At 64.4% G+C, this 12,961-nt stretch carries 15 protein-coding genes; 5 read left to right on the top strand and 10 right to left on the bottom strand.

Features of this window, described 5'->3' with window-relative positions:
* Nucleotides 1-13: 13 nt before the first annotated feature.
* The 9 genes from QZY06_RS08450 to QZY06_RS08410 form a co-directional block, all read right to left on the bottom strand.
* The gene (locus QZY06_RS08450; RefSeq protein ID WP_367275594.1) at nt 14-835 is read right to left on the bottom strand and encodes a putative RNA methyltransferase; all 822 of its coding nucleotides are present in this window, start codon (nt 833-835) and stop codon (nt 14-16) included.
* Nucleotides 832-2,115 (bottom strand): serine--tRNA ligase, encoded by a 1,284-nt coding sequence (serS, locus tag QZY06_RS08445; RefSeq protein ID WP_295682813.1) that lies wholly within the window; start codon nt 2,113-2,115, stop codon nt 832-834. The genes QZY06_RS08450 and serS overlap by 4 nt, the downstream gene beginning before the upstream one ends.
* Nucleotides 2,116-2,169: 54 nt before the next feature.
* Nucleotides 2,170-2,553, bottom strand: coding sequence for a fluoride efflux transporter CrcB (gene crcB / locus QZY06_RS08440; RefSeq protein WP_295682809.1), 384 nt, complete (start codon nt 2,551-2,553; stop codon nt 2,170-2,172).
* Entirely contained in the window at nt 2,550-2,954 is a 405-nt protein-coding gene (locus QZY06_RS08435) for a PIN domain nuclease (RefSeq protein ID WP_367275593.1), read from the bottom strand. The genes crcB and QZY06_RS08435 overlap by 4 nt, the downstream gene beginning before the upstream one ends.
* A complete protein-coding gene (locus tag QZY06_RS08430; RefSeq protein ID WP_295682803.1) occupies nt 2,951-3,154 on the bottom strand; it encodes a type II toxin-antitoxin system VapB family antitoxin in 204 nt (67 codons plus the stop codon). Before QZY06_RS08430 ends, QZY06_RS08435 begins: the two co-directional genes overlap by 4 nt.
* A 55-nt stretch (nt 3,155-3,209) precedes the next feature.
* Nucleotides 3,210-4,535 (bottom strand): replication-associated recombination protein A, encoded by a 1,326-nt coding sequence (locus tag QZY06_RS08425; RefSeq protein ID WP_295682799.1) that lies wholly within the window; start codon nt 4,533-4,535, stop codon nt 3,210-3,212.
* A gap of 24 nt (nt 4,536-4,559) precedes the next feature.
* Entirely contained in the window at nt 4,560-5,249 is a 690-nt protein-coding gene (lolA, locus tag QZY06_RS08420) for an outer membrane lipoprotein chaperone LolA (protein WP_295682797.1), read from the bottom strand.
* A gap of 154 nt (nt 5,250-5,403) precedes the next feature.
* Entirely contained in the window at nt 5,404-5,976 is a 573-nt protein-coding gene (locus tag QZY06_RS08415; protein ID WP_295682794.1) for an SRPBCC family protein, read from the bottom strand.
* A gap of 159 nt (nt 5,977-6,135) precedes the next feature.
* Entirely contained in the window at nt 6,136-8,628 is a 2,493-nt protein-coding gene (locus QZY06_RS08410) for a DNA translocase FtsK (protein WP_295682792.1), read from the bottom strand.
* A gap of 209 nt (nt 8,629-8,837) precedes the next feature.
* Here QZY06_RS08410 and QZY06_RS08405 point away from each other — a divergent pair, with 209 nt between their 5' ends.
* From QZY06_RS08405 to infA, 5 genes are all read left to right on the top strand, one after another.
* Nucleotides 8,838-9,170 carry a hypothetical protein gene (locus QZY06_RS08405; RefSeq protein ID WP_295682790.1) on the top strand — a complete coding sequence of 111 codons (333 nt, stop codon included), beginning with the start codon at nt 8,838-8,840 and terminating at the stop codon, nt 9,168-9,170.
* Nucleotides 9,171-9,219: 49 nt separating this feature from the next.
* Nucleotides 9,220-10,386 carry a GNAT family N-acetyltransferase gene (locus QZY06_RS08400; RefSeq protein WP_295682788.1) on the top strand — a complete coding sequence of 389 codons (1,167 nt, stop codon included), beginning with the start codon at nt 9,220-9,222 and terminating at the stop codon, nt 10,384-10,386.
* Nucleotides 10,379-11,131, top strand: a complete 753-nt coding sequence (gene aat, locus QZY06_RS08395; protein ID WP_295682785.1) for a leucyl/phenylalanyl-tRNA--protein transferase — start codon at nt 10,379-10,381, stop codon at nt 11,129-11,131. Before QZY06_RS08400 ends, aat begins: the two co-directional genes overlap by 8 nt.
* 43 nt (nt 11,132-11,174) lie before the next feature.
* Complete coding sequence (locus QZY06_RS08390) at nt 11,175-11,888, top strand: arginyltransferase (protein ID WP_295682782.1); 714 nt, start codon at nt 11,175-11,177, stop codon at nt 11,886-11,888.
* Nucleotides 11,889-11,952: 64 nt separating this feature from the next.
* Complete coding sequence (infA, locus tag QZY06_RS08385) at nt 11,953-12,171, top strand: translation initiation factor IF-1 (protein ID WP_022977766.1); 219 nt, start codon at nt 11,953-11,955, stop codon at nt 12,169-12,171.
* A gap of 146 nt (nt 12,172-12,317) precedes the next feature.
* Here the strand turns inward: infA and QZY06_RS08380 are convergent.
* Nucleotides 12,318-12,961 (bottom strand): AAA family ATPase (locus tag QZY06_RS08380; protein ID WP_295682778.1); only part of this gene is annotated, 644 nt, incomplete at its 5' end.

Raw genomic sequence — 12,961 nt, 5'->3', positions numbered from 1 at the left:
GCCTTGAACGAGATCAGGGCGCGCGCTTCCTGAACAGCAGCAGCGAGAACGCAGCCGTCGTCTCGAGCTGTTCGCATCGTTCGAGCGCCGCGCGACGCTCGGGCCGCGCTTTCCAGACGTAAGGCGTCATCGCCAGCAACTGGCGCAGCTGAGCATTGCCGAGCGACAGCGGTGCGCGTACGTCGTCGCGTGCCGTGAGCTCGAAACGCTCGGCGAAGCCAGCGAGGAACTTGTCCGGCTCATGGGCCACCACGTCCTCGAACAGCCCGGCCCGCAGCGACCACAGATGATCGGCCGCCGGCGTCACCACCAGCACATGGCCGCCGGGTTTCAGCGCGCGGTGCATCTCGTCGATGTGCAGCTGGGTGAACAGACAGCTGATGACGTCGAGCGAAGCGTCGTCCACCGGCAGAAGCGCGCCGCTGCCGACGATCCAGGTGATGCCGGGATAGCGCTTCGCCGCGAGCCGGATCGCCGGCTTGGCGATGTCGAGGCCGACGACCTCAGAGGCGATCGTCGGAAACGCGCTGGTGTACCAGCCTTCGCCGCAACCGAGATCAAGCAAGCTCCCGGCAGCCAGCAGCGCCAGCCTCGCCACCACCGCATCGCGCAATGGACCGTAATGGCCGGCTTCGAGAAAGGCGCGCCGCGCAGTCAGCGACTCGGCGCTGTCGCCTGGTTCCGGGCTGTGCTTCTGCTGCACCAGCAGCAGGTTCACATAGCCTTCGCGGGCAACGTCGTAGCAGTGATTGTTCGCACACCGCCAAGTCGGCGGCTGGCGAACAAGAACTCCGCGACACAGCGGGCAGACCAGCACGGGGCGCGGTTCGCTCAGCCGATCTTCTCGAGGCCGCCGAGATAGCTGCGCAGCGCGGCCGGCACGGTGATCGTGCCGTCGGCGTTCTGGTAGTTCTCGATGATCGCCACGAGCGTGCGGCCGACCGCGAGGCCGGAGCCGTTCAAGGTGTGCAGCAGCTCGGTCTTCTTGGTTTCCGGATGGCGATAACGGGCCAACATGCGACGTGCCTGGAAGTCCTCGAAGTTCGAGCAGGAGCTGATCTCGCGATACTTGTTCTGGCTCGGCAGCCAGACCTCGATGTCATAGGTCTTGGCCGCATTGGCGCCCATGTCACCGGTGCACAGCACGACCGTGCGGAACGGCAGCTCGAGCTTCTTGAGGATGTTCTCGGCGTGCGCAGTCAGTTCCTCGTGCGCGGCATACGAGGCTTCGGGTGTGGTGGCCATCACCAGCTCGACCTTCTCGAACTGATGCTGGCGAATCATGCCGCGGGTATCGCGGCCCGCCGAGCCCGCTTCGGCGCGGAAGCAAGGCGTATGGGCCACCCACTTCTTCGGCAGGTTGGCCGCGTCGAGAATCTCGTCGCGCAGTAGATTGGTGACCGGCACTTCGGCTGTCGGGATCAGGCCCCATTGCGCGCCCTCGCCCGGCACATTGCTCAGCCAGAACAGATCGTCGCCGAACTTCGGCAGCTGGCCGGTGCCGCGGAACGACGCAGCGTTGACGATGAATGGCACATAAAGCTCTTCATAACCGTGTTCGCTGACGTGGACATCGAGCATGAACTGGCCCAGCGCCCGATGCAGGCGCGCGAGCTGGCCGCGCAGCACGGTGAAGCGAGCGCCGGTGAGCTTGGCGGCGGCAGCGAAATCCATCAGGCCGAGTGCTTCGCCGAGATCAGCGTGGTCCTTCGCGCCGGTGCTTTCGCGTGGCGTACCCCAGCGGCGGACTTCGACGTTGTCGGCTTCGCTCTTGCCGTCCGGCACCGAGCTATGAGGAACGTTGGGCAGGCTGCCGGCAAACTCGTCGAACTCGATCTGCAGCGTGTTCAGCGCCGCTTCGTTGCCCACCAGCTGCGCCTTGATCCGCTCCATGTCGGCAAAGATCGGCGTCGCGTCTTCGCCCTTGGCCTTCGCTTGACCAATGCGCTTGGAGCCGGCGTTGCGCTCGGCCTGCAGCGCTTCGGTTTCGGTCTGCATCTGCTTGCGCTGCGCTTCCAGCGCATTGAAGCGTTCGAGATCGAAAACATAGCCGCGACGCGCCAGCTGCGCGGCAATCGCGGCGGCATCGGCGCGCAGGCGTTTCGGGTCAAGCATCGGTCAGCATCCGAGTAAAAAGTGCCGCGCAGTATAGCGGCGAGCTTGCAGCGATCAGGCCAGCTGGCGGCCCAGCCAAAGGCCGATAGCGCAGGCCGCGAGGCTCAAGATCACGTTGGCGGCAATGTTGGCGAACGCTGCCGTCGCGCTGCCATCGCGCCAGAGCAGCAGGGTTTCGACCGAGAATGCCGAGAACGTCGTGAAGCCGCCGAGGATGCCGGTGGTGAGGCCAAGCCTGAGCGTATCGGACAGCGCACCTGGCTTGGTCAAGGCATACGCCGTGATCGCACCCATCGCGAAGCCGCCGACGACGTTGACGGCCAGCGTGCCCCAGGGAAAACCTAGCGCCGCGCCGCGCAACAAGGTCGACAACAGGTAACGCCCGACTGAGCCCAGCGCGCCGCCCGCTGCAACCGCGAAGATCACCGTTGCGGTCATGCCGCGTGTGCTCGCAACACCTTGAGACCAAGGCCGTGCTCCATCGCGTCGAAATCGCGATCGCGGTGCAGAAGCGTCAGGCCGTGCTCGATGCAGAAGGTGCCGATCAGCAAGTCGATGGTCTTGCGCACCGTGACGCCCTGCGCACGCAGCCTCCGGTAGTTCTGCGCGCTGCGCAACGCGATGTCGAAGCCGGCCATCTCGTGGCTTGGTAGTGCGGCCATCAGGCTGGACACGCGGCGGAACTCGCGATCGTCACGGATGCCCTGCAGCACTTCGGTGAGGATCAGATCGCCGATCGCGACGGTGTCGCGGTCGAGCAGCCGGTCGAGCAGTTCGACCTGCGGGCCGTCGACGCCGTTCAGGAAGTCGATCCAGACCGAGCTGTCGGCCACGATCACGGTTCGTGTACGGAAAGCCGGCTCGCCTCGAGATTGCCGTCCCAGGCCACCTTGCCGCGCAAGCTGCGCAATTCCTGCTGGCGCTGCATGCGCACGAGCAAGCGCAAACCGTCCTCGACCGCCTGCTTCTTGGTGCGCGCGCCGGTGGCGGCCATGGCATCCGCCATCAAGCTGTCGTCGATATCGATATTGGTCCGCATTGGGCGCCTCGTGTGTATCGAAAGATAAAATCATACACAGAACGCAATGAGCTTGTCAGCGTGTCGGCTTCTGTCTCGCCACCGCACGCAGCTGCGCCAGCCGCTCGCCGATCTTGATTTCGAGGCCACGCGGCACCGGGCTGTAGAACTCGGTGCCGATCAGCGCATCGGGCAGGAACTGCTGGCCGGCGGCGACGCCATCGGCTTCGTCGTGGTCATAGCGATAGCCGTCGCCATAACCGAGGCCCTTCATCAGCTTGGTCGGCGCATTGCGGATGTGCATCGGCACTTCAAGCGAGCCGTGTTTCTCGACGGCCGCGCGGACGTTCTTGTAAGCGCGATAGACCGAATTGCTCTTCGGTGCCACGGCCAGATAGACGACGGCCTGCGCCAGCGCCAGCTCACCTTCCGGGCTGCCGAGACGCTCGTAGGTGTCCCAGGCCGAGAGGCACATCGCCTGAGCGCGCGGATCAGCGAGGCCGATGTCCTCGACGCTCATGCGCAGCACGCGGCGCGCGAGATAGCCGGGATCGACGCCGCCATCGAGCATTCGCGCAAACCAATACAGCGCTGCATCGGGATCGCTGCCACGCACCGATTTATGCAGTGCGCTGATCTGGTCGTAGAAGTTCTCGCCCTGCTTGTCGAAGCGGCGCAGGCCGCGGCCGATCAGCTGATCGAGTAGCGCATCGTCCTTCTTGCCAGCGGCTCGACTCAGTTCGACGGCGGTTTCGAGCAGGATCAGCGCGCGTCGCGCATCGCCATCGGCGGAATCGGCGATGCGCTCGATCCAGGCATCGGGCAACGCATCGGCCACCTCGCCCATGCCGCGCTCGGGATCGGTCAGCGCACGTTTCAGCAGCGCGCTGATCGCATCGCTGTCGAGCGAACGCAGCACGAACACGCGCAGCCGGCTGAGCAGCGCGCCGTTCAGTTCGAAGCTCGGATTCTCGGTGGTCGCGCCGATCAGGGTGACCGTGCCGTCCTCGACATACGGCAGCAGCGCGTCCTGCTGGCTCTTGTTGAAACGATGGATTTCGTCGATGAACAGCACAGTGCGGCGCGGCGGCTTGGCATTGCGCTCCATCTGCGCATTGACCATCGCCTCGCGGATGTCCTTCACGCCGGCCATCACTGCCGACAAGGTCAGGAACTGCGCGTCCGAATGATTGGCGATCAGCCGCGCCAAGGTGGTCTTGCCGACCCCGGGCGGGCCCCAGAACACGATCGACGGAATGCGGCCGGATTCCATCGCCACCCGCAGCGGCGAGCCCGGCCCGAGCACGTGCGCCTGGCCGACGACTTCATCGAGCGTGCGCGGGCGCATCCGCTCGGCCAAAGGCGCGTGCGCGTTCAGGACTGCGTCCGCACGCTCACGCATCACGACGAGCCGCGAATCGATTCATCAGGGCGTTGCAGCACCGGCCTTCGGCGGGCTGTCGCCATCGACCACTTCGGTGCCCTTCGGCGGCACGAACTTGAACTGCGCGTCGTCGATCTTCTGATTGGTCTTGATGGCGCTGAATTTCACTTCCGACGAGCCGCCGATCGGGTCTTCAAAACGCATGCGCTGCGGCGCGCCAGCCTTGTCGAGCGTCAGTTCGATCAGCTTGAAATCGCCATCCTTGGCCTTCGGCAGCAGGCGCACGATATGGGCGTCGCCTTCGCTGCCGCCGTCCTGCACGACGAAAGCCTCGCTGAGGCCGCCGCGCTGGGACAGCAGCGCCGCCGGCGTGCCAGCCAGCGCATCACGGGCATTGCGCACAGTGACCTGATTCAGATCCGGATCGAACGCCCAGAGCTTCACGCCGTCGCAGATCGACAACTGCTCATAAGGTTTTTCGTAGGCCCAGCGAAAGCGACCGACGCCGGTCTTCGCCGATGCCGGCGGACGGGCAAGCAGGAACATACCGCTGCTGCGAGCCGTGACCTTGTGGCGATCGTCGGTCTGGGTCTGCTCGAAGTGCGCCTCGAAAGTCTGCACGCCGTCGACGAAGCGCTTCAGCGCGTCCTGCGCGGAATCGGCCGCGGCGGCGGACGTAGCCGTCGACGACAGCAGCAGGACAGCCAGCAGCGATGACAGCGATCTGATCATGGGAAGCCACGCGGTACGAAGATTGAGACAGCGAAATTATCGCCTGTCGGCTGAAGCCCCGCTGAGCAGCCTTGCCGCGCCGTGACGATTCAGGCCGCAGAAACGGAAAAAGGCCCCGAAGGGCCTTTTCCTTGCTACTACGAAGCGTTGTCGCTTACTTCGTTTCGAGAACCTTCTTCAGGTTGTCGAGACCGCCGGTGTAGACGCCTTCGATGGTCGTCGTCGCGGTCGCGTCGTCGGCACCCTTGGCCTTGAACTTGCTCGACCAGGTGACGGTGCTGCCGGCGCCTTCGGCGGCGACGGTGAGGGTCGACGAGTAATCGCTGACCGGCAGCGGGCCTTCGACGATTTCATACGAGAAGGACTTGGCAGCGTCGTCCAGCGCGGTCAGCTTTTCCTTGATCGTGGTCGGGGTTTCGCCGGCCAAGGTCAGCTGACGCACGGCGCCAACGGTGTTGTTGGTGCCTTCGACGATTTCCGACTTGGCGATCGCCGGGTGCCAGGTGTTCATGCCATTGAAGTCCTTGACCTTGGCCCAGACGGCATCGGCCGGGGCAGCGATCGAAACCGACTTGCTGACCGACAGTTCGGCACCAGCGGTGGCCGGTGCAGCTTCAGCAGCCGGGGCGGCTTCGGCCGGAGCGGCTTCCGGAGCCGGGGCCGGCTTGCAGCCAGCGGCGAGAACGGAGACCAGCGTGACGGCAGCAGCGGCGTAAATCGACTTCATGGATTGAATCCTCTCGAGGAATTTAAGTGTGCAGATCAGTATGTGTGCCCCTTTGCGCCCGGCACCGATCTGGGTCGATGCTCACGCAAGGCCGCGTAATCTGACACAGCAGCCCAATTCGGGAAAGCGGGAGAACTCCCGACTGGCCCTCCAAGGCGCTCAGTCCCGGCCGCCAGGCCCGAGGATTTCGCGATTGCCGCCGGGGCCGGACGGCCCGACGATGCCGGCCGCTTCCATCTGCTCGACCATGCGCGCGGCGCGGTTGTAGCCGATCGACAGACGCCGCTGTACCCAGCTGACGCTGGCCTTGCGGGTCTCGAGCACGATCGCCACCGCCTTGTCGTAGAGCGGATCGGATTCGGCATCGGCCGCACCCGGCTCCGGCGCGGCACGTTCTTCCGGCTCGCCGTTGAGGATGTCGACGATGTAGTTCGGCTCGCCGACCTGCTTCAGGTAAGCGACGACCTTGTGCACTTCATGATCGTCGACGAAGGCGCCGTGCAGACGCTGGATGCGGCTGGCGCCGATCGGCCGATAGAGCATGTCGCCGTGGCCGAGCAGGGTTTCCGCGCCCATTTCGTCGAGGATGGTCCGCGAGTCGATGCGGCTGGCCACCTGGAACGCGACGCGACTCGGGATGTTGGCCTTGATCAGGCCCGTGATCACGTCGACGCTGGGGCGCTGGGTGGCAACGATCAGATGAATGCCGGCGGCGCGCGCCTTCTGGGCGATACGGGCGATCAGCTCTTCGACCTTCTTGCCGACCACCATCATCATGTCGGCAAGTTCATCGATGACGATGACGATGTGCGGCATCGGCTCCAGGCTCGGGCCGAGCACCGGGCCGGACAATTCGGCATCGGCGAAGAGATCCGGAATCGTCGACAGCGGATCGGAAATCGGTTCGCCAGACTCGATCGCGTCGAGCACCTTCTTGTTCATGCCGGCGAGATTGCGCACGCCAAGCGCCGACATCAGCCGATAGCGGCGCTCCATTTCGGCCACACACCAGCGCAGTGCGTTGGCGGCGTCCTTCATGTCGGTGACCACTGGCGTCAACAGATGCGGAATGCCCTCGTAGACCGACAGTTCCAGCATCTTCGGATCGATCAGGATCAGGCGCAGCTGCTCGGCCGAAGCCTTGAACAGCATCGACAGGATCATCGCGTTGATCGCCACCGATTTGCCCGAGCCGGTGGTACCGGCGACCAGCAGATGCGGCATCTTGGCCATGTCGACGGCAACTGGATTGCCGGCGATATCCTTGCCCATGCCCATGGTCAGCGGCGAAGTGGCGCTGGTGTAGGCATTCGACGCCAGGATCTCGGACAGCGAAACCATCTCGCGCTTCTGGTTCGGAATCTCCAGGCCGATGACGCTCTTGCCCTCGATGACCTCGACCACGCGGACGCTGGCCACTGACATCACGCGCGCGAGATCGCGCGACAGATTGGTGATCTGCGAACCCTTCACACCCGAAGCCGGCTGCAGCTCGAAGCGGGTAATGACTGGACCGGGCATCGCATCGACGACCGTGCCCTTGACGCCGAAACTGGCCAGATGGCGTTCGAGTTCGCGCGACAAGCGATCGATTTCCTCAGCCGTGTAGCGGCGACCGCCCGGTTTCGGCGGATCGAGCAGGTACAGCGGCGGCAGTGGCTCGCCGTTGAACGCCGGGATGGCAATGGCATCCGGCTTGGCCGCTTTCTTCGGCTTCGGCGCGGCCATCACCAGCTTCGATCCGACTGGGATTTCCACTTCGGCTTCAGCCTCGGTCGCCCATGGCGGCGCCGGATCGGACGGCAGCGCAAACGAGGGGCTGACCACGGCGAGCGGCGGCGCCGGTTCATCCCGATCGTCCGTCCGATGAACGATCGGCAAGGGCCCGGGCTCGGCAACCGCCAGATCGAGTTCCGGGCTGGTCAGCGAAGGCTCGAAGCGCGGCTTGCGGCGGCGCGGTTCGCGGACTTGCGGCTCATCGAGCGCAACATCGACTTCGCTGCCGATCACGTCGGCAATCTGCTCATGGCTGCGCTGGGCGCGGCGCAATTGGCGGCGCTCCCACCAGGCCATCGCGCGGCTGCCGATGGCATCGAGCACGGCCAGCCACGAAAACACCATCGCCAGCGGCAAGGCGGCAACGAACAAGGTCAGCAACAAGAGCGTCGCGCCGACCGGATTCAACACGCTGCGCAGGCTGTTGCCGAGCAGACTGCCGGCAATACCACCGCCGCCCTGCGGCAACCAGCGGCTGGCGTCGCCGCCGTACATTGCGGCAAGCCCCGCCAGGCTCAGCGCCGAAACGAACCAGGCAGCAGCCCGCAGGCCCAAGGGCAGATGCATCGGTGAATCGAAGCCGCGGAAGGCGCGCAAGCCCAGCCATAACACGGCCCAGGGCGACAGGAATGCGACATAGCCGACACAGCTCAGCAGGCCATTGGCCAGCCAGGCACCGGCCGCACCGGCGAGATTGCGGGTTTGATGGCCGACACCGGAGGAGGACCAGCCCGGATCATCTGGATGGAAGCTCAGCAACGCGGCCAGCAGGAACACCGCAACGCCGACGCAGATCAGCAGCACCGCCTCGTTCGGCAGGCGTTCGATCCAGGTGGCGTCGGCGGCGGGCGCCGTCGAACCACCCTTCCGCGTCAAAGGTTGCGCGGCTTGTTTCTTGCTACCAAAGCGAAAGAAGCGGGCGATAGAAGGCACGGTGAACGGACGTCGGGAATGGCCGGAGTATATCAGCCGACCTTCGGTGGTCCGGCTACCGTACAGGCCCTGGTAGGTCTTGAAATCGCGCCGGTCAGCGTCATGTTTCTGTCAGACCAATACTGCCAAGAACTGCAATCGGAGGGTTTGCGATGACTATGGAAGTGCGTCATTTCGTGCTGGCCCCGGACGGTGCAATCCGTGAATTTTCCCCGGCCGAAGCTGCGTTGATCGCGGCTGGCTCTAACAAACTGCCTGAGTTTGCCGAGCGCCGTGTGCGCTATCTGCAGGTCTCCTGGGACGATGAAGCTGCTGCCGAGATGAAGATCCAGACGGCGGGTGCGGCAATCAAGTTCGACTCCGATGGCCGCCTTGCCGAAGCGGCTCCGCCGTCCGATGAGGAAAAAATTTCCCGCTTCGAGCACGACACCTGCGTGCAATGGGCGCTGCGTGGGGCCGAAGTCGCGGTACTGACGTTCCACTGAGGCCGGCCGCCCTCCTCACACCGGACGTTCCGGAACCCACAACGACGCGATGCGCGTCCGCCATCTCGACCGCATCGCGTCGCTGCCTGCCGAGCAGTGGAACGCGCTGTTCCCGGCCGCCTACCCGTTCACGCGCCATGCCTTCCTGAGGGCTCTGGAAGAGCATGGCTGCGTCAGCCCAGAACTCGGTTGGTCGCCTTGTCACGTCGTGCTCAGCGATGAACTTGGCGCTGCCGCCGCTGCGCCGCTCTATGTGAAAGGCCATTCCTATGGCGAGTTCGTCTTCGATTTCGCCTGGGCCGATGCCAGTCGCCGCATCGGCCAGCCGTACTACCCGAAGCTGATCAATGCAATTCCGTTCACGCCCTGCAGCGGGCCACGGCTCGGCGCCCGCGATGAAGCCGCGCGGCAACTGATCGCCGGTCGACTGCCCGATATCGCCCGCGCTGCCGGGCTGTCCGGCTGCCATGCGCTGTTCGTCGACGACGCCGATTTCGCGGCGTATCAAAGCGCCGGACTGGTCGAGCGCAACGACGTTCAGTTCCACTGGTTCAATCAGGGACCGAACGGCGCCTATCGCGATTTCACCGATTTCGTATCGACCTTCACGAGCGACAAGCGCAAGAAGATTCTCCGCGAGCGCCGCCGGGTTGCCGAAGCCGGCATCCGCTTCGAGATTCGTGCCGGTCACGAGCTCAGCGAAGCCGAATGGACGCGGGTCTATTCGCTCTACGCCAGCACCTACGCCGAGCGCGGCCAGGCGCCATATCTGACCCCGGAATTCTTTCTCGACTACGGACGACAGGCCGACACGCCGGTTAGACTCGTTCTGGCATACGAGGACTCGGCAATGGTGGCAGTGGCGATCACGCTGCGCGGTGGCGATACGCTCTACGGGCGTCACTGGGGTGCGGCCGATCGCTATCACAGCCTGCATTTCGAGACCTGCTACTACCAAGGCATCGACTACTGCATCCGCGAGGGCTTGCGGCATTTCGATGCCGGCGCCCAGGGCGAACACAAGCTGGCGCGCGGCTTCACGCCGCAGATCACCCGTTCCGCGCACTGGCTTGCCGAGCCACGGCTGTTCGATGCAGTCAGCGATCATCTCGAACGCGAGCGCGCCTATGTCGAACAGCGTGAAGCGCTGCTCGACGAGCACACGCCGTACAAGCGCATCGTCGTCGATCCCGCCGGGGCGGCGAACGATGGATAACCCGGTCCGCCTGCACTGGCTGGACCCGCGTGACCCGAACCAGCCTTTCCCGCCGCCCAATCGCGCGATGCGCGATCCCAACGGGCTGCTGGCGATCGGTGGCGATCTGTCTGTCGACCGCCTGCTGCGCGCGTATTCCGGCGGCATCTTCCCCTGGTACAACCCCAACGAGCCGATTCTCTGGTGGTGCCCGGACCCGCGTGCGGTGCTGGAGCCGGATCAATTCCATATCTCGCATTCGCTGGAAAAGCGCATTCGCAAGCCGGATTACGCGGTGACGCTCGATCGTGCTTTTGGCGATGTACTCGACGGCTGTACCGAATCACGCCGCGGCAGCCACGGCACCTGGCTGGGCGCCGACATGAAGCGCGCCTATCTTGAATTGCGCGAAGCCGGCCATGCCCATTCGGCTGAGGTCTGGCGCGACGGCCGACTGGTCGGCGGGTTGTATGGCGTCGCCCTCGGCCACGTGTTCTTCGGCGAATCGATGTTCAGCACCGAGACCGATTGCTCGAAGCTGGCGCTGTACTGGCTCTGCCAGCAATTGAAGTCCTGGTCGTTCGAGTTGATCGACTGCCAGATCGCGTCCCAGCATCTGCGCACGCTGGGGGCGGTCGAGATTTCCCGCGAGCGTTTCCTGTCGCGGCTGCGCGTCGCGCTGCAGTCGCCTTCAAGAGTCGGGGTCTGGCGTTACGACATCGAAGTGCCCGCCTCGCAGCAGCACTTTTCGGGGCTGCTGGCATGAGCCTCTGGCGCGCACCGTTCTTGCATCGGTTTTCGTCATGACCATGCAAAGCCTCCGCCTGCTGATGGGAAGTGCGCATGCCTGCGGCTACCTGCCGGAGCGCCATGCACGCAGCGCCTTCGTCGATCCAGCGTTTCCGCTGGAACCGGCGCTGTACGGCGCGCTGCTCGATCAAGGCTTCCGGCGCAGCGGCGATTACGCCTATCGGCCGATGTGCCTGAACTGCCGCGCCTGCCAATCGGCGCGCATCGTCGTCGGCGAGTTCGTGCCGGATCGCGCCCAGCGCCGCTGCTGGAAACGCAACGCCGATCTCGTGCTGTCGATCAAGACCACGCTGAACGACGAGCATTACGCGCTCTATCGCCGCTATCTCGCTGCCCGCCATCGCGATGGCGGCATGGATCCCGACGACGCCAAGGCCTTCGAGGAATTCCTCGCCTGCGGCTGGGGGGCGACCGAGTTCTGGGAGTTCCGCGCGGGCGATCAGCCGGACAGCCCCTTGATGGCGGTGTCGGTGGTCGATCGGGTGCCGCGTGGCTTGTCTGCGGTCTACACCTTCTTCGATCCCGAAGCGCCGACCCGCGGACTGGGCACTTACGCGATCCTGAGCCAGATCGAACAGGCCCAGATCCAGCGGCTGCCGTACGTCTATCTCGGCTACTGGGTGCCCGACAGCGCGAAGATGGACTACAAGAAACGCTTCCATCCGCTGCAAGTGCTGCGCAACGGAAGCTGGCAGGATCTGGTTGACATTTGAGGCAGGAATTGCCAGTCCGGGTTCGTTCCCGGATAATCCGCCCTCCTCAAACTCCGTGGCCCTAATGGCAAAAGAAGATCACATCGAAATGCCCGGCATCGTCGCCGAAACGCTTCCGAACACGACGTTCCGGGTCAAGCTCGAAAACGGCCATATCGTCACCGCCCATATCTCCGGGCGCATGCGCAAGAACTACATCCGCATCCTGACCGGCGACAAGGTCACCGTGCAGCTGACGCCGTATGACCTGACCAAGGGTCGGATCACGTTCCGCGACAAGTAACGTTTCGGTTGCATTGAAACGTCATCCCCGCGCAGGCGGGGATCCAGTTTCAGCCTCCGCTGCCGACCTAGCCGAATTTCTGGACTGGGACTGATAGCCAAGAAAAAGCCCGCTTTCGCTGGCTTTCTCGATTCAGCGCTGAAGCATCAAGCCGGTTCGACTGCCACCACCGACTTCTCCTTGGCTTCGATCTCGAAGCCGATCTTGTCGTCGTCGGTGACTTTGACGGTGACGCGACCACCATGAGCCAGCTTGCCGAACAGCAGTTCCTCGGCGAGCGGACGCTTGATGCTTTCCTGGATCGTCCGCGCCATCGGACGGGCACCCATCTTGACGTCGTAGCCGTGCTCGCACAGCCAGTCGCGGGCTTCCTGCTCGACATCCATCGTCACGTGCTTGGCCGCCAGCTGTTCCTCGAGCTGCATCAGGAACTTGTCGACCACGCGGGCAATCTCGCGCTTGCCCAGCGGCGCGAACGGGATGATCGCGTCGAGGCGGTTGCGGAACTCCGGCGAGAAGCCGCGGCGAATCACTTCCAGTGCATCGGTCGAGTGATTCGCTTCGGTGAAACCAATTCCGCGCCGTGAGGATTCCTCGGCACCAGCATTGGTCGTCATCACCAGGATCACGTTGCGGAAATCCGCCGCACGGCCGTTGTTGTCGGTCAAGGTGCCGTGATCCATGACCTGCAGCAGCAGGTTGAACACGTCCGGATGCGCCTTCTCGATTTCATCGAGCAGCACCACCGCATGCGGATGCTTGATCACTGCCTCGGTCAGCAAACCACCCT

Origin of the sequence: uncultured Nevskia sp. (assembly GCF_903885465.1) — a bacterium.
In the GTDB taxonomy this organism is placed as follows: domain Bacteria; phylum Pseudomonadota; class Gammaproteobacteria; order Nevskiales; family Nevskiaceae; genus Nevskia.
This window is presented reverse-complemented; position numbering and strand designations above follow the sequence as displayed.